This window comes from Acinetobacter sp. B51(2017) (assembly GCF_003711395.1).
In the GTDB taxonomy this organism is placed as follows: domain Bacteria; phylum Pseudomonadota; class Gammaproteobacteria; order Pseudomonadales; family Moraxellaceae; genus Acinetobacter.
Window position 1 is genome coordinate 45,908 of the sequence record NZ_PJRJ01000012.1, and the last position, 16,183, is coordinate 62,090.

Sequence of the window (16,183 nt, forward strand, 5' to 3'; positions counted from 1 at the left end):
AGGCCTGAATACCGTATATGAAACTTAATATGAATACGTCATTCACTCAGAATACGTCTAGCCAGTCTTTGTTGATTTTAGTTGATTCTGAACAAGTACAACAGGCAGCAACGACTTATTCGATTAATGACTTGGCGCAATTAACACAAGCTACACAATTTAAAGCCAGCTTAAATGAAACTTTGCCGCTGATTGGTCAAATTGAAAATGCCACCAACAGCACTTTAGTTGGTATTGGTAAAGCGGCTGATATTACTGCAAATAAATTAGCAAAAATTGCACAAACCATTATTAAAGCAACACAAAAAAAATTCCAAAGCATTAGCATTGATATTTCAGCGCTACCTCAAGAACAGCATTATTTATTTGCTTTAAGCTTAACTCAAGCAGCATACGGTTACGACGAATTTAAATCTAAGAAAAACGAATTTGTTTTAAATGAAATTCAGTTAATTGCCTCAAATAGTCCGTTAACGGCTGAACAATTACGTTTAATTGAAGCGGTTGAACTCGGTCAAAGTTATGCGCGTGACCTTGGCAACCGTCCGGGTAACATTTGCTTCCCTGAATATTTAGCTGAGCAAGCGCAAGCTTTAGCTGCAGAATTCCCTGATCTACTCAAAGTTACGGTACTTGATGAACAGCAAATTGCTGATTTAGGTATGGGCGCATTTTTAGCGGTCAGCAAAGGTTCAGATCGTCCGGGTCGTATTATTACTCTTGAATACCAAGCTGAGCGCGCTGAAGCGCCTGTGGTATTGGTAGGTAAAGGCATTACCTTTGATACCGGTGGTATTTCACTTAAACCAGGCGCAGGCATGGATGAAATGAAATACGATATGTGTGGTTCAGCCTCGGTACTTGGTACCATGCGTGCACTGTGCGAAGCAAAATTACCGATTCATGTGGTAGGTACAATTGCTGCGGCTGAAAACATGCCATCCGGCGGTGCGACACGTCCGGGTGATATTGTGACCACCATGAGCGGTCAAACAGTAGAAATCTTAAATACCGATGCTGAAGGTCGTTTAGTGCTTTGCGATACCTTAACCTACGTAAAACGCTTTAATCCTGCGATTGTGATTGATATTGCAACCTTAACAGGCGCATGTGTTGTGGCACTCGGTTCGGTATTAACTGGTATGTTTACTCCAGATGACAAACTGGCACAAGAAATTGAAAGCGCAGGTAAAACCGCATTTGACCGTGTATGGCGTATGCCAGTGATTGAAGATTATCAAGAGCAACTTGATTCTCCATTTGCTGATATTGCCAACATTGGTGGCCCTAAAGCCGGTTCAGTGACTGCGGCATGTTTCTTACAACGCTTTACCCGTGATTATCGTTGGGCGCATTTAGATATTGCCGGTACCGCATGGAACTCAGGTGCCAACAAAGGCGCAACAGGTCGTCCAGTACCGCTGTTAATGCAGCTTTTAGTTAACCGTGTCAACAATGGCTAAAGTTAGCTTTTATCTCTTTGAGCAAAGCAATGAGCGGCAAGTGGAAATCACTTGCCGTTTATGCCGTAAGATTTTAAAACAATCGGAGAAAATCTGGCTGTATACTGCTGACCCTGAATTACAACAGCAACTCGATGATGAGCTATGGAGCTTTGATGCCACTAGCTTTTTAACGCATGGGATTAATCAACCGCACGCGAGCATTTGTATTTCAGCCGAGCTACCGACATCAAGTAAATGGATTGTATTTAATTTTAACAATCATGCGCTTGAACAATATCAGGCTTTTAGCCACATTATCGAAATTATTGAGAATCACTCGGATGCCAAAAGCTTGGGCCGAGAAAAATTTAAACAATATCGCCGTCTTGGGATTGAACCGCGTACGTTCAAACTGTAAAGCTTAAGGAGATCCGTGGTGACATTAAATGTCGGTCAAGATTTTAAACAGCGTTGGTTAGCCACGCCATTGGCTGTGCGTCAGGTGTATTTAGACGACCTCGCCCGGATTTGTGATTTATTACAACCTGAGATGGACAGTCATAAATGGCTTGAGCAAGATCAACGTGCCATTGTTGAATCCGAATCACGGATTAAACAAGGCTATTTAGACTATCAAGCTGAATTATTGGCAGCCAAACGCTTACGTGAACGCTTAGCCTTAGAAGCTAAACTTGCGGCTAAACGTGCCGAAGAAGCGGCAAAAATTGCAGCATTTGAAGCCGAACAGCAACGTAAACAACAAGCGCAAAATCAGTTACTCGCTGTGCTGCGTCAGCAACAAGCACAGGCGTTAACTACTTATATTGCGCGCTATCAAAAAAATCCTGAACAGAATTATCCGCATTTTAATAAAGCCTTTAAAGTGCCAGATACCAGCATGTTGTCTGAACTTGAAAGTGTGCGTTTACGTTTAGAGCTTGAAGCAGAAAGTGTGATTGAAGCCAAAGTCGCTGAACTACGCCGTATGTTACAAGCTGCCGCCAAAGAAGAAATCGCTCTAGCTTTAAAAAATAGCGCCTTTAGTGATGCAAAAAATGCACCTGAAACTCAGCAGGATCAGCCTGAACAACAACCTGACGCTTCAAAATAGGCTGATGAAACTGCTGCTTTTGTCATCAAACTGACATACTTTTGTCACAAGATAGTCCATAGCGTATAACAATGACGTGATGGGGGTCACAATGAATATTTTGAATCAGGTTTCAGCAAAAATTGCTGCCTTAGACAGCGGCGAACAATGGATACTGACGCCTCAAAATTTATGGATGAGCCGCGCGGATTTTCAATCTTTATCGGTGTATTTGTCACAGTATGCCAATCAAGGTAATTATTCTATCAACTGTGCTAAACAAAGCTCTGCATGGCTTGGACATACATCCTTAACTGTGATTAAGCACTAAAATCAAAAGCCCATTTCAATGGGCTTTTTTTTATATGATCAAATCTTTAAAGAAGCCAATAATATTGCCAAGTCCATAGCCAATTGAGAGTAATACTCCAATCCATAAAGCACTGCCTAAAATGTTATACAACATAAAACTGGCAAAGTTCATACGCGCTGAACCTGCGGCAAACGGCGCAAAAGATCGGACAAAAGGTACAAAACGGGCAATTAAAATGGTTAATGCACCATGCTTACAAAAATAAGCATTGGTCTTTTGCATATATTCAGGTTTAAAAAAGCGCGAATGCTGATTAAAGTATTTTAAGCCTAGAACTTGCCCCGTATAGTAGTTAATGACATAGCCCAAAGCGGCAGCAATAAACAGTAAAATACCCATATATTGCAAATGCACATCACTACTGGTCGAGCATAATGCGCCCACTGCAATCAGCAAACTATCACCCGGTAAAAAGAACATAAATACCGAGCCAGTTTCTGCCAAAATCACCGCAAACAAAATGGCATAAATCCACACCCCATATTGCTCCAGCAACATCGGTAGCCACTGTTCTAAGTGCAGTAAAACATCCATCATGGCTGTAATTCCATAGTGTGTATTCTCCTGCAAGTGTTTGCTATTTCAGTAAAAAATATGGTTGTACCATAAAAAAACAGTCTAATTTTTCAACTAGACTGTCTATAGGAACTGATAGTTTTACTTCAAGAAACCATTTTCTGCAAGGAAATCCATACTAATTTTTGACGCCTGTGGTTGCTCTGCTGCTTTATCACCGAGCAATAAACGTTCGATATAACGCGCCAATACATCTACTTCTAGGTTAACGCGGCTGCCCATTTTCCATGTAGAAATATTGGTGCGCTCTGCCGTATGTGGAATTAAATTCAGGCTCAACACATTGCCACGCAAATGGTTAATGGTCAGGCTAATACCATCCACAGTCACCGAGCCTTTTTCCGCTAAATATTTGGCAATTTCACGCGGCGCTGTCACTTCAAAATACAATGAACGCGCATCTTGGCGTGCAAGTGTAATTTCACCCACTGCATCGACATGCCCTGACACAATATGTCCACCAAAACGGGTCGTTGGTAACATGGCTTTTTCAACATTCACCGCTTGACCCACTTGCCAAGTGCCCAATGTCGTCCGACTTAAGCTTTCACGCGACACATCGGCAGCATACCAATTATCGCCCCATGCAATCACGGTTAAGCAAATGCCATTGGTGGCAATTGAATCGCCTAAATGTACATCTGACATATCCGAATCTGTTTGAATACGCACGCGTACGTCACCGCCTACGCTTTGTAGGCTTTCCACTTTCCCTAAACTTTCAACAATGCCTGTAAACATAAGCGGTTCTCTAATCTAAATTTTCTTATTTACCATAAGGCCAATTGTGTAGTCACACTACTGGTATCTACCCCACCCAACTCTGCATAGTGATGCAATTGCGTCAGCAACTGACGTAATGGTGGGCCAGATTTGGCATGCGTGTCGGTAATCACAATAAATTCTAATACCCGTGCCCGCTCCGACTGACGTTGCTTGCTGACCCGATAACGTGGCACATCTTGGGTCAGTAAAGTGACCCGACCACGTTTTAAATTGGCTTGCAGTAAATCTGCCGCATCGATATTACCATCAGTTGAATAGCTGGTCAGGATGTAACGCGCGTTAATGGTTGCTAATAATTTTTCATAAGCATCTTTGGCATGCTTAGATGAGTTATACGGACTCGGGCGTTCTTTACGCCATGCACGGTCAATACCGCTTTTAAAGCCTTTAGTATCCGGTGTAGGTAAATCGACCTGATCCCAAAGCGTTAAGGCATTGAGTACATGATAATTACTGCTATAGGCATGTTGGTTGTATGGCGGATCTAAATACGCCACATCCACTTCAAAGCTACTCATTTGGTTGGCAAGGTGCTGCGCATCGACACACCACACTTCGGCCGCAGGTTGCTGCGCTGCGCCAACCTCACAAAAACGACTTGGCGTGAGCCACAGTAACGATTCAATCCGCTCTAATGCAGTTTGGGTCTTACCACCCCAACCATGATGGAAGCTTTTAAATACACCCGATGTATTACTCACAAAACTGGCTGAATATAACAGCGGTGCCAGTAATGCACTCATTTCCACGTCATCAATCGCGCCTTGGGCTTGCCAAGTGGCAATTTGCTGCCGAATCGCATCAATACGCATGCCGTTACGACGTTTAAAGAACAAACGGTCACGGCTTGGGTCATAAATTTCATCATTACGTGGGCACAAGTTATGCGTGACCCAACCTTTGACTTCTGGCAAACGGTTTAAATAATCAATGGCTTTTTGGTAGCCACCCAACTCCTTAAAAGCTGGCGCTTCGGTACAGGATAAAATTGCGCTGTTTAACGCATGACTGTAAGGTTCCCAGTCATTGGCAATCACACGGTAACCATTCTGCCGTGCCAAACGTGACACCACACCAGAGCCGGCAAAGAAATCGGCAAAAATTGGCGAGCGACCATCGTCACGCTTTAAAGTGCCGGTGGTTTCTAGGGCTTCTAAAATAAGATGCAATAAACGACGCTTATTACCTAAATACGGTACCAACTGATGAAAAAGGTATTCATCGGTCGTGCGCGCGGCATGGCGACGTTTATGATAAACCGTAGATGACTCTGAACTCATAGTGTCTCTTGCATTGGAATCAGTCTTAAACGCACATCGTTGCCCACTTGCGCAAGGTCGATGAGTTTAAAACGTTGTTGCTCTGCCATACGGCTAAATTCAGCACTAAACATGGCGCGTGCGCTCTGCCCCAGCAAAGTGGGTGCTACATAACTCAACATTTCATCGACGAGATTGGCATGTAAAAAAGCGGTCGAAAGGGTTGCACCAGCTTCAACCAATACATCGTAAATTTGTTTTTCTTTTAAAGTCTTGAGTAAATTTTCTAGACTTTGAATTTGGAGTTGCTCGACGCCTAAATCCGCCAGCTCTGTACGATACGGCCCCATCACTATGACCTGTTCAGGCTGCGCTAAAATTTTAGCCGTTAATGGCAAGCGCCCCTGACGATCTAAGATCACCCGTTTAGGTTGCACCACTGTTGCTAAATCAACACCTTGTAGCTCACGTACATTTAATTGACAGTCATCAGCCAGTACAGTTTCAATACCTGTAATCACCGCACCAGAAATTGCACGCCAATGTTGTACATCTAAACGTGCTTCAGTACCGGTAATCCATTTCGATTCACCTGACGCCATAGCAGTACGACCATCTAAGCTTGAAGCTATTTTTAAACGTACATAAGGCAAACCCGTGGCCATGGCTTTTAAAAAGCCCAAATTGAGTTGATGCGCTTGTTGCTCTAAAACACCCACTTCAACTTGAATACCAGCATCACGTAAAATTTGTACGCCCTTGCCTGCCACCAATGGATTTGGGTCAGGACACGCCACCACCACTTTCGCTACACCCGCTGCAACCAAACCTTTCGCACATGGCGGTGTACGACCATAATGTGCACAAGGCTCTAAAGTCACATACGCAGTCGCGCCTTGCGCTTGTTCACCTGCAGCACGCAGCGCAAACACTTCGGCATGTGGTTGACCAGCTTTCGGATGAAAACCCTCACCAATCAGCTTGCCATCTTTGACGATCACACAGCCGACATTTGGGTTGGGCTTGGTTGAATATTGTCCACGGCGTGCCAGTTCAATGGCTTGCTGCATCCAGATATGATCTTGGCTCATCATTTATTCAGCCTCTTGATCGCGTTGTTGCATTTGTTCAATCTGACGACGAAAGGCTTCAACATCTTGAAAATCTTGATATACCGAGGCAAAACGTACATAGGCCACATGATCCATAGCAAATAAGGCTTGCATGACAATTTCGCCAATGGTGCGTGATTTGACATCCCGTTCGCCTAAACGACGAATTTTGAGTTGGATATCGCTGAGTACCGCTTCAATTTGTTCTTGGGTAACAGGACGCTTTTGTAGTGCGTGCATTAAAGAACGACGTAATTTGGCTTCATCAAAGGGTTCATTTTTACCATCGGACTTAATCACCCGTGGCATGACCACTTCGTAGCTTTCGAATGTGGTAAAACGCTCGCCGCAACTAATACACTCACGACGACGACGGATTTGACAACCCTCTGCTGCCAAGCGCGAATCAATTACTTTACTATCTGCAGCGTTGCAAAATGGACAATGCATAGCGTTAAAATTGAACCCAAAAAATGAATTCGAAGTGTAGCAAAATGTGGCGCTTTACGCTAGATATGGAAAAAAAACAGCCCTTTCGGGCTGTTTAATACTATATATAGGTTTTAATCAATCGACACGTTCGCCATGTTGACTTAAATCTAGTCCCATGCGTTCATCATCAGATGCCACACGAATACCTATGCTTAAATCGAGAACTTTTAAGATAATGAAAGTTAGAATTGCCGAATAAGCCACGGTTGCCAGTACACCTTCAATTTGCACCCAAAGTTGGCTCATTAAATTGGCAGGCACTGCATCGCCCATAATAAACTCGCTGGCAAAGAAAGCGGTTAAAATCGCACCAACAATACCACCAACACCATGCAGACCAAAAGCATCCAGTGAGTCATCGGCTTTAAGCATACGTTTTAATGCGGTAATACCCCAGAAACACACCACGCCACCAATGAGGCCCATGGCCAAAGCACCACCCACAGTGACAAAACCAGCCGCAGGGGTAATCACCACTAAACCTGCAACCGCACCAGACGCACCGCCTAAGACAGAAGCTTTACCACGTACAATTTTTTCAGTCATTAACCAAGATAGTGTTGCTGCTGCTGCTGCCACTTGGGTCACAATTAACGCATAACCTGCTGAACCATTGGCACCTAATGCTGAACCACCGTTAAAGCCAAACCAACCGACCCACAGTAAACTTGCACCCAGTACAGTAAGGGTCAAGTTATGTGGCGCCATCGATTCACGGCCAAGCCCCATACGTTTACCTAGCATATAAGCTGCCACTAAACCGGCCACACCCGAGTTAATATGCACGACTGTACCACCGGCAAAATCTAGTGCGCCGTCGTTGCCTAACCAACCGCCACCCCAAACCCAATGGGTAATTGGGGCATAAACTACAATCGACCAAATCGCAATAAACGCGACAAAAGCACCAAATTTCATGCGCTCTGCGATTGAACCACTAATAATGGCAACCGTGATAATCGCAAAGGTCATTTGGAAAATAACAAATAAGATTTCAGGAATAGAACCACTTAAGGCATCTGTTCCAATGCCAGACAGCATCATTTTATCGAGGTTACCAATAAAGGCATTGCCTTCACCAAAGGCCAGTGAGTAACCTACCGCAACCCAAGTAATACTCACCACCGCTGCTGCGACAAAGCTATGCGCCATGGTACTTAACACGTTTTTCTTACGCACCATACCCGCATAAAACAGCGCTAGCCCCGGAATAGTCATCAATAGAACCAGTGCGGTAGAAATTAAAATCCAAGCAGTATCACCTGTATCTAAAGTAACTTCTGCCTCAACTTCTTGATCAACTGCTACCCCATCTACGACATTGCTAGGCACTGTTGTAGCTGTAGGTGAAATGTCTTGATGACTAACCACTGTGACATTTTGACTCGGTGTTTCTACTGTAGTCGCTTGTTGAGCCCATACAGTAGACCCACCTAGTAATGCGCTGGATAAACCAAACGCAAGCAGCGCTTTTTTCATTCGTTTCCCCCAACCGTGTTTTTGTAAGTTATGCCCTAGCGAGCAAACTTCATGCCAACCTTAAACTGCGTCAGCACCTGTTTCACCGGTACGGATACGAATAACTTGCTCTAAGTTAGTGACAAAAATTTTGCCATCGCCAATTTTACCCGTGCTTGCTACACGCGTAATTGATTCGATCACAGCGTCAACCATGTCATCGCTAATTGCGATTTCGATTTTCACTTTTGGTAAGAAATCAACAACATATTCAGCGCCGCGATACAGTTCAGTATGACCTTTTTGACGACCAAAGCCTTTTACTTCAGTCACAGTGATGCCCTGTACGCCAATTTCAGATAAAGCTTCACGTACATCATCAAGTTTGAATGGTTTAACAATTGCAGTTACGAGTTTCATGTTTAATATCCTTCGGTTTCTTGCACCAGTAAGGTTTTATGTTCAATTTCCGTGCCAAAGCCTTAAGGTTGGGGGATGTTAAGGCTTTTCACTTGGCTCTATTTATACATTATTTTAACCTTTCCCACGTAGTGAGAATCTTAAAATAAATACATATTTACTCAGAAAATAACGATTAAGCTTATTGAAGATGGGTATATTTTTCTATCACGACTAGGGGCAATCAGCCGGCAATGCTACACTGAATGGACTTAGTTATTGATTGGACTTCTCTATGTTCGAAACCTTGATCCAAGCCATTTTGCAGCAAGTTGAACAACCAAAAAAAGATTTAGAACATAATCTTAGAGCCTTATTACAAGAGGCTGTAAGCAAAATGGATTTAGTGTCGCAACACGAAATTGAACGCCAACGCCAAGCCTTAGCCCAAGCCAATTTACGTTTAGACCAACTTATGCAACAGCTTGAAGCACTCGAACAGCAGCTTAAAGACAAATAGCACCTATTTTGTGCATTTTTTAAGCAACACAGTCCGCATAGTCTGCACCAATAAGGAGCACTCTAGATGTCGTTTGCTAAAATTTATACCCGTGGTGTACTCGGTTTAGATGCACCCCTCATTGAAGTTGAAGTACATATTAGTCAAGGTCTACCCTCTTTGACCATGGTGGGCCTAGCCGAAGCTGCGGTACGCGAAAGTAAAGATCGAGTTCGCTCGGCGATTATTAACAGTGGTTTTAATTTTCCCACCAAACGCTTAACCATTAACTTAGCCCCTGCAGATTTGCCTAAAGATGGTGCACGCCTCGATTTAGCCATTGCTTTAGGGATTTTAATTGCCTCAGGTCAATTGCCTGAGCAGAGTACTGAACAACTCGAATTTATTGGTGAATTAGCTTTAGATGGTCAATTACGCCCAACCACAGGCACTTTAAGCATTGCGATTGCTTGTCAGCAAGCAGGTCATCAGTTGATTTTACCGCATACCAATGCCATAGATGCCGCCAAGTTAAACGGTTTTGAGGTTTTTGCAGCCACCAATTTAACTGAGGTGTGTGGTCATTTATCAGGACAACATCCCTTAAGTGTTTATCAAGCCCCACAAGCACAGACCCAATTGGCTCATTATTTAGATTTAGCCGATGTCAAAGGACAACTCAGACCACGGCGTGCTTTAGAAATTGCTGCGGCAGGCGGACATTCTTTATTATTTAAAGGTCCACCCGGTACAGGTAAAACTCTCTTGGCATCGCGCTTAGCAGGGATCTTGCCGCCTTTAACACTAGAAGAAAATCTAGAAGTGGCACGTATTTATTCGGTAGCCAATGTTCAATATCATTTTGGTGAACGCCCTTTTCGCGCGCCACATCATACCGCATCAGCCATTGCTTTAGTGGGGGGCGGTTCACAGCCCAAACCTGGGGAAATTACGCTTTCGCATTTAGGCGTATTATTTTTAGATGAGCTGCCTGAGTTTGATCGCAAGGTATTAGAAGTATTACGCCAACCCTTAGAGTCTAAGGAAATTGTGATTTCGCGTGCTTCTCGGCAAATGACCTTTCCCGCCAATTTTCAGCTGATTGCTGCAATGAATCCCTGCCCTTGTGGTTATGCTTTTCATCAAGATCAACGCTGCCAATGTTCGGCCGTGGCGATTCAGCGTTACCAAAATCGTATTTCTGGGCCTTTATTAGATCGCATTGATTTACATATTGATGTCCCACCTTTGCCCGCTGCAGAGCTACAAAGCACCAGCAGTACCGAGAACTCAGCCACAGTACGCGCTCGAGTCATGCAAGCTTATCAGCAGCAAATGCAGCGGCAAAGCTGCCTAAATGCCGCCTTAAGCCCGCAACAGCTGCAACATTATGCGAGTTTGCAACCACAAGCCGAGCAAATTTTGGCGCTAGCCCAACAACGTCTAAACCTCTCGGCACGCGCCTATCATCGTGTGTTACGAGTGGCGCGTACTATCGCGGATTTATCATTAACAGACAATATTGAAAATCAGCATATTACTGAGGCGCTGTCTTATCGTGGAGCTAGCTAATCAGTTCACAAATTTTATCCAAATCAAGATGATGCTTTTGAATTAAACGTGCAGCTTCTTGTTGTAATAAACACACATTACCTTGGCTTGCATTATCTAAGTCATCGGACGCGTAGCTGAGGTTGTGTTGCAATCTAAAATAACGTGCTGGCTCAAGCAGATTATTGAGCTGATAATCTACAGCATCTGCCATGCCATCAAACATACAATTCAGCAGGGGTAAAACCCATTCTACTTTGCCCCAGTGTTTGGCTTCTTGATAGCCAATCGGACGCACTAGCTCCCCTGTACCTAAAGACAAGACAAAAATATCTGGGTCATCGGGGAAAATTCGCCGTGCTTCAGCATAGGCGGACATGGCAGGATTATTAATAAAAATACCACCATCAACCAATACCCGTGGCTCAGCATTGACCAAAATCTTCGCTGGTTCAAAATAGGTCGGTGCTGCAGCAGTGGCGCGTCCTGCATCACGCATCAATACATCAGCATGTTCAGCACGCCAACTCTTTAAAAATAAAGGTTCACGCTTTTCTAGATCATAGGTCGTAATCATGGTTTTAACCAAGCATTTGGCCAAATCGGTATTTTCAAAATAGTCCGCTAATACTGTCTCTAAACCCACAGCCGAGTAGCGCTCATCTAACAAACCGCCTACCGAGGCAAAGCCTTTCCATAAAGAGCGTGCAAAAATTTCACGGCCACGCTGGGCATAAATTTCGGCAAGTTCCGCCGCACTATATTCGGCTCGCCCTATATGATCAGCTTTGGCTAAACCTAGACTTAAAATAGCGCCTGTCGAGGTACCTGCAAATAAATCAAAACATTGGCTAATGGGTTTTTGGGTGCGTTTTTCGATTTCAGCCAATACCAAGGCTGGGATAATGCCGCGAATGCCTCCGCCATCGATGCTTAATATTTTTTTCATGCTTGATGCTCTATGCTTATTATTGTCTTATTTTTATAACATAAAAAAGGCGACCTTATTGTCGCCTTTATGCTGTTAAGCATTTACGCTTAGAAGCTATAGCTTAAGCCGAGTACCAATTTATTTTTTTGTTTTTCATCCACACGGTCATAACCACCCACAATAAAATCGACACTCATCTGTGCACCAGTCTTACCGAGTGGATGACTTAAACCCACATTAAAATGACGGAAAGCAAAGTCTTCTGTCGTGTCAAAATATTGACTCGTATCATCATTATAGTAGTACATACCTAAAGCGGTATTTAACGTAAAATCGCGTACTAAAGGACGGCTATAAGAAGCCAATAGATAGGTATCACCAGTATTACCCCAAGTTACATCATCCCACAGCGTTTGTGCGCTGAGACTAAAATCTTTGTAATTTAAGCCAATGACACTTTCCAATGCATCAACATCGGCATCTGACTCATAGTAATAATAGTAAATTGCACCAAGGTTATAACCCCAATCTTGATTGATTGCACCGTTATAACCTAGATAGAAATCATGCTCAAAGGTATCACTTCCCGTATAGTCATCTACAATTGGGTCATAATCTGTTAAAGAATAACCAATGGTTGAACCCCAATAGCCCGCATAAAAACCAGAAGCATGGCTATAATCTAGACCACCTTGAAGAGTCGCTTTATCATTTTCTGGCGTATTGGTTAAACCACGTAAATAGTAGCTAGAAATTACGGCAATATTACCGCTAATTTGATGCTCAGATACCGCTGGCGCAGCAGCAAAAGTACTATTTGCCCCTAGAGTGAATAATAACGCGGCTGATATTTTTGTCGTGAATTGCATTGATAATCCCCTGCCCATCTGGCATCGATCTAAACATTTAGGTTACTTAGATCAGCTTTAGCAATTGCTATGCCAAAGCGGGTTAAAACCAAAAAAATTAAGCAATGAAAAATACAATAATTGTTTGTTTCATATTTATTTTTAATTTAAATCTAAAATTTTTTTATCTTTAAAAGCTGCATTAAAAATCATAAATTTGCTTAGTCGATTGCAGCAAAATACCTAATATTGAAATATTTGGGCACGATGCAAAAAAATTGTTTAAAAACAGTGCAGCTTTAGCAGGATTGCTGCACTGTTTTTGACTTAGAAACTGTAGTTTATGCCAAACACAGCATACTCATCTAAGCGTTGTTGGTAACGGTCTCGTCCACCCCAAATGTAATCTACCGCAACAGAAACACCACTGTCAGCAAAGTCTTTACTTAAGCCTAAACGTGCTTCGGTAAATTGCTCATTTTTTAGGGTTGTTACAAGGGCATCGTCACGGTTTTTATTATAAATTGCATAACCTAAGCTAGTATTGATCGCAAAATCTTGTGGCAAAGGATAACTATAGGCTGCGCTTAAATAAACATCACCTGCATTGGCATAGTTAACATCACTCAGCATCACAGCTAAGCCCAAACTCAGATCTTGATAATTTAGCGTGTTGAGTAACTCAAGTCCTGTGCTACGGCGCTTCTCATCCCCATCTTCACTATAGAGCGTCCCGCCACCTTGATAAATATAAGTCAGTAGTTGGGTGGTATAACTCCAGTCTTGGTTAAGTTCACGTCCATACCCCACATAAAAATCATGTTCAAAGCCATGCTGTCGATCATTTTTAGGTTGGTAATTTAAAGTTGACCCCCAATAGCCCACATTCCATCCGCTTGGGTGTACATACTCAATACCACCTTGTATAGCAAGCTTATCGTTTTCTTCAGCGCCACGATAAATGTATTTTGACACTAAACCAATTTCAGCTGAGATTTCGCCTTGTTGCTTGGCAGTCGCCTCATTTGCCCAACTTAATGGGGTTGCCATTAGACCTAAAGCCAATAGCACTGGTTTGTATTTAATTGTTAACATAACATTGTATTTTTTGTTGCTTAAAATTATCCAAATTATAACGTGTTATGAGTACATGACTAAAAAAACAACATTAGTTTTGCTAATTTTTTAAACATATCTATATGTTTTTAAAAACAAAAAATAATTTTAACTGCTAGTTTAAGACGCTTGAGTTAAAAAAAAATATCGCATCCTAATGCTCAATTGTGTACTTTTAATGAAATAAAGTTTACAAAAATGATATTTTGCAGCCAAATTGTTATAAATCCCGTTAGCAATTCGCCACAAATATTGACCCAATCACCATCTAATTTTGTATGAGGCTCTCTCCCAATGCAAAAAATTACCTTAGCAGTTTTAATCCAAGCTGCATTGATTTCATCTGTATACGCAAGCGAACAAAGCGAAGCTAAAGGCTTTGTTGAAGGTGCTGAAGGTTCGGTTCTATTCCGTACTGGTTACTTAAACCGTGATAAAAAACATGGCTTACAGAACGATACAAGTTCTACAGCACAAACAGCAATCGTAAAGCTTGACTCTGGATTTACCCAAGGCGTAGTGGGTTTTGGTGCGGGTGTAATTGGTGACGCCTCATTTAAATTGGGCGAAAATAAAAATGCTGGTAACGCCATGATTCCAAAACATAACGATGGTTCAACCTATGACCATTGGGCACGCGGTGGTGCGTATGTGAAAGCGCGTGTTTCAAACACGACAGCAGTTTATGGTACTCAAGTGCTTGACCTCCCTGTATTGGCTTCAAATACAGCACGTTTAGTGCCTGAATATTTTGAAGGTTTATTGGTCACCAGTAACGAAGTTGAAGACTTAACTTTAGTGGCTGGTAAATTCACCAAAAACCAATATTCAGATCAAATCAATTCTGATGGCAACAAACTAGATAGCGCCATTGTTTGGGGTGCAAAATATCAAGCCAATGACGACTTAAACCTTGCCTATTACGGTACAGATCTTGAAGATCGTTTAGATCGTCATTACGCCAATGTGAACTATACTCACGGCTTAAAAAATGATGCATCGTTAAACGTTGATTTTAGTGCTTACCATACTGAATGGGATAAAGACGCAAATAAATATCTTTATTCACAAATTGGTGGCGCAGATAACGATTACCAAAACTCGATCCTAGCCTTGGCAACTACATATAACAAAGGCCCACACAATGTCATGGTCGCTTACCAACAAAATATGGGTAACGTGGGTTATGACTATGGCTTAGGTCAAAATGTAGCGGATGGTCACCAAAGCATTTACATGCCAAACTCTTACCTATCAGACTTCATTGGTAACGATGAAAAATCGGTACAACTGCAATATAGCTATGACTTTGGCGCAATGAATGTACCTGGTTTATCTTGGACATCTGCATTTGTATATGGTTGGGACATTAAAGCAACTGATAATGCAGGCACTATGATTAGTGATGACGAACAAGAACGCGAATTCTTTAACCAAGTAAAATACACGGTACAAAAGGGTGTAATGAAAGATTCAAGCTTACGTCTACGTCATTCTTACTACCGTGCCAGCGATAACTACCAGTCTAATTACATTGGTGACACTAACGAATGGCGTATTTGGTTAGATATTCCTGTGAAATTATTTTAATTTCTGGATCATCTGATCAGCGATAAAAAAACCTGCACAGTGTGCAGGTTTTTTATTTTCAAATAATTTAATTAAAATTATTTGTTTGCTTCTTCGTATGCAGCGATTGAGCTTAATACTTCTTGTTTTGCAACATCAGCACCTTCCCAACCACTTAACTTCACCCATTTGCCTGGCTCTAAGTCTTTGTAGTGTTGGAAGAAGTGTTCGATTTGGCTGATCAATAAAGGTGGAAGATCAGTATACTCTTGAACGTCTTTGTAGATTGGCGTTAATTTGTCGTGTGGCACAGCAACAAGTTTCGCGTCAACACCACCGTCGTCTTCCATGTTTAATTTACCTACAGGGCGGCAACGAATCACAGAACCTGGTTCAACTGGGTGTGGAGTCACAACAAGTACGTCTAATGGGTCACCATCAAGTGATAATGTGTTTGGCACATAACCGTAGTTTGCTGGGTAGAACATTGCAGTACCCATGAAACGGTCTACAAATAATGCGTCAGAATCTTTGTCGATTTCGTATTTAATTGGTGCTGCATTGGCAGGGATTTCAATAATTACGTAGATATCGTTTGGTGCGTCTTTACCCGCTGGGATGTTGCTGTAGCTCATAGCATCACTCTCAAATTAAACTGTTGTCCAAAGCGCAATTATAG

At 42.5% G+C, this 16,183-nt stretch carries 18 protein-coding genes; 7 read left to right on the forward strand and 11 right to left on the reverse strand.

Going from position 1 to position 16,183, the window contains the following annotated elements; translation table 11 throughout:
- Window positions 1-17: 17 nt before the first annotated feature.
- From CYK47_RS07625 to CYK47_RS07640, 4 genes are all read left to right on the forward strand, one after another.
- Window positions 18-1,463: a leucyl aminopeptidase gene (locus tag CYK47_RS07625; RefSeq protein ID WP_122900438.1), complete on the forward strand. Its 1,446-nt coding sequence runs from the start codon at window positions 18-20 to the stop codon at window positions 1,461-1,463.
- On the forward strand, window positions 1,456-1,863 hold the full coding sequence (locus CYK47_RS07630; protein ID WP_122900440.1) for a DNA polymerase III subunit chi: 408 nt from the start codon (window positions 1,456-1,458) through the stop codon (window positions 1,861-1,863). Before CYK47_RS07625 ends, CYK47_RS07630 begins: the two co-directional genes overlap by 8 nt.
- Before the next feature lie 15 nt (window positions 1,864-1,878).
- A complete protein-coding gene (locus CYK47_RS07635; protein ID WP_252150260.1) occupies window positions 1,879-2,556 on the forward strand; it encodes a hypothetical protein in 678 nt (225 codons plus the stop codon).
- 91 nt (window positions 2,557-2,647) lie between these two features.
- The gene (locus tag CYK47_RS07640) at window positions 2,648-2,866 is read left to right on the forward strand and encodes a hypothetical protein (RefSeq protein WP_122900443.1); all 219 of its coding nucleotides are present in this window, start codon (window positions 2,648-2,650) and stop codon (window positions 2,864-2,866) included.
- Window positions 2,867-2,896: 30 nt separating this feature from the next.
- Here CYK47_RS07640 and CYK47_RS07645 read toward each other — a convergent pair whose 3' ends face one another.
- From CYK47_RS07645 to glnK, 7 genes are all read right to left on the reverse strand, one after another.
- On the reverse strand, window positions 2,897-3,445 hold the full coding sequence (locus CYK47_RS07645; protein ID WP_122900445.1) for a VTT domain-containing protein: 549 nt from the start codon (window positions 3,443-3,445) through the stop codon (window positions 2,897-2,899).
- A gap of 120 nt (window positions 3,446-3,565) precedes the next feature.
- Entirely contained in the window at window positions 3,566-4,225 is a 660-nt protein-coding gene (locus CYK47_RS07650; protein ID WP_122900447.1) for a riboflavin synthase, read from the reverse strand.
- A gap of 29 nt (window positions 4,226-4,254) precedes the next feature.
- A complete protein-coding gene (locus CYK47_RS07655; protein ID WP_122900449.1) occupies window positions 4,255-5,550 on the reverse strand; it encodes a DNA adenine methylase in 1,296 nt (431 codons plus the stop codon).
- Window positions 5,547-6,623 carry a bifunctional diaminohydroxyphosphoribosylaminopyrimidine deaminase/5-amino-6-(5-phosphoribosylamino)uracil reductase RibD gene (gene ribD / locus CYK47_RS07660; RefSeq protein ID WP_502697053.1) on the reverse strand — a complete coding sequence of 359 codons (1,077 nt, stop codon included), beginning with the start codon at window positions 6,621-6,623 and terminating at the stop codon, window positions 5,547-5,549. Before ribD ends, CYK47_RS07655 begins: the two co-directional genes overlap by 4 nt.
- Entirely contained in the window at window positions 6,624-7,091 is a 468-nt protein-coding gene (gene nrdR, locus CYK47_RS07665; protein ID WP_122900451.1) for a transcriptional regulator NrdR, read from the reverse strand.
- Between the two features lie 117 nt (window positions 7,092-7,208).
- Window positions 7,209-8,612: an ammonium transporter gene (locus CYK47_RS07670; RefSeq protein ID WP_122900453.1), complete on the reverse strand. Its 1,404-nt coding sequence runs from the start codon at window positions 8,610-8,612 to the stop codon at window positions 7,209-7,211.
- A gap of 60 nt (window positions 8,613-8,672) precedes the next feature.
- Entirely contained in the window at window positions 8,673-9,011 is a 339-nt protein-coding gene (glnK, locus tag CYK47_RS07675) for a P-II family nitrogen regulator (RefSeq protein WP_122900455.1), read from the reverse strand.
- A gap of 274 nt (window positions 9,012-9,285) precedes the next feature.
- On the opposite strand from glnK, the gene CYK47_RS07680 reads away from it, so the two are divergent.
- Together CYK47_RS07680 and CYK47_RS07685 are read left to right on the forward strand one after the other, a co-directional pair.
- Window positions 9,286-9,510: an accessory factor UbiK family protein gene (locus CYK47_RS07680; protein WP_122900457.1), complete on the forward strand. Its 225-nt coding sequence runs from the start codon at window positions 9,286-9,288 to the stop codon at window positions 9,508-9,510.
- A 66-nt stretch (window positions 9,511-9,576) separates the two neighbouring features.
- Window positions 9,577-11,061, forward strand: coding sequence for a YifB family Mg chelatase-like AAA ATPase (locus CYK47_RS07685; protein WP_122900459.1), 1,485 nt, complete (start codon window positions 9,577-9,579; stop codon window positions 11,059-11,061).
- On the opposite strand, the gene CYK47_RS07690 is transcribed toward CYK47_RS07685, so the two are convergent.
- The 3 genes from CYK47_RS07690 to CYK47_RS07700 all read right to left on the reverse strand — a co-directional run bounded on the left by CYK47_RS07690 (window position 11,054) and on the right by CYK47_RS07700 (window position 13,914).
- A complete protein-coding gene (locus CYK47_RS07690; RefSeq protein WP_122900461.1) occupies window positions 11,054-11,989 on the reverse strand; it encodes a patatin-like phospholipase family protein in 936 nt (311 codons plus the stop codon). The genes CYK47_RS07685 and CYK47_RS07690 overlap by 8 nt on opposite strands.
- A gap of 89 nt (window positions 11,990-12,078) precedes the next feature.
- A complete protein-coding gene (locus tag CYK47_RS07695) occupies window positions 12,079-12,840 on the reverse strand; it encodes a TorF family putative porin (RefSeq protein ID WP_122900463.1) in 762 nt (253 codons plus the stop codon).
- Between the two features lie 306 nt (window positions 12,841-13,146).
- Window positions 13,147-13,914, reverse strand: a complete 768-nt coding sequence (locus CYK47_RS07700) for a TorF family putative porin (RefSeq protein WP_122900465.1) — start codon at window positions 13,912-13,914, stop codon at window positions 13,147-13,149.
- 315 nt (window positions 13,915-14,229) lie between these two features.
- Here CYK47_RS07700 and CYK47_RS07705 point away from each other — a divergent pair, with 315 nt between their 5' ends.
- Window positions 14,230-15,525 carry an OprD family outer membrane porin gene (locus tag CYK47_RS07705; protein WP_122900467.1) on the forward strand — a complete coding sequence of 432 codons (1,296 nt, stop codon included), beginning with the start codon at window positions 14,230-14,232 and terminating at the stop codon, window positions 15,523-15,525.
- 77 nt (window positions 15,526-15,602) lie between these two features.
- On the opposite strand, the gene ppa is transcribed toward CYK47_RS07705, so the two are convergent.
- Window positions 15,603-16,139: an inorganic diphosphatase gene (gene ppa, locus CYK47_RS07710; RefSeq protein ID WP_122900469.1), complete on the reverse strand. Its 537-nt coding sequence runs from the start codon at window positions 16,137-16,139 to the stop codon at window positions 15,603-15,605.
- Window positions 16,140-16,183: the final 44 nt, after the last annotated feature.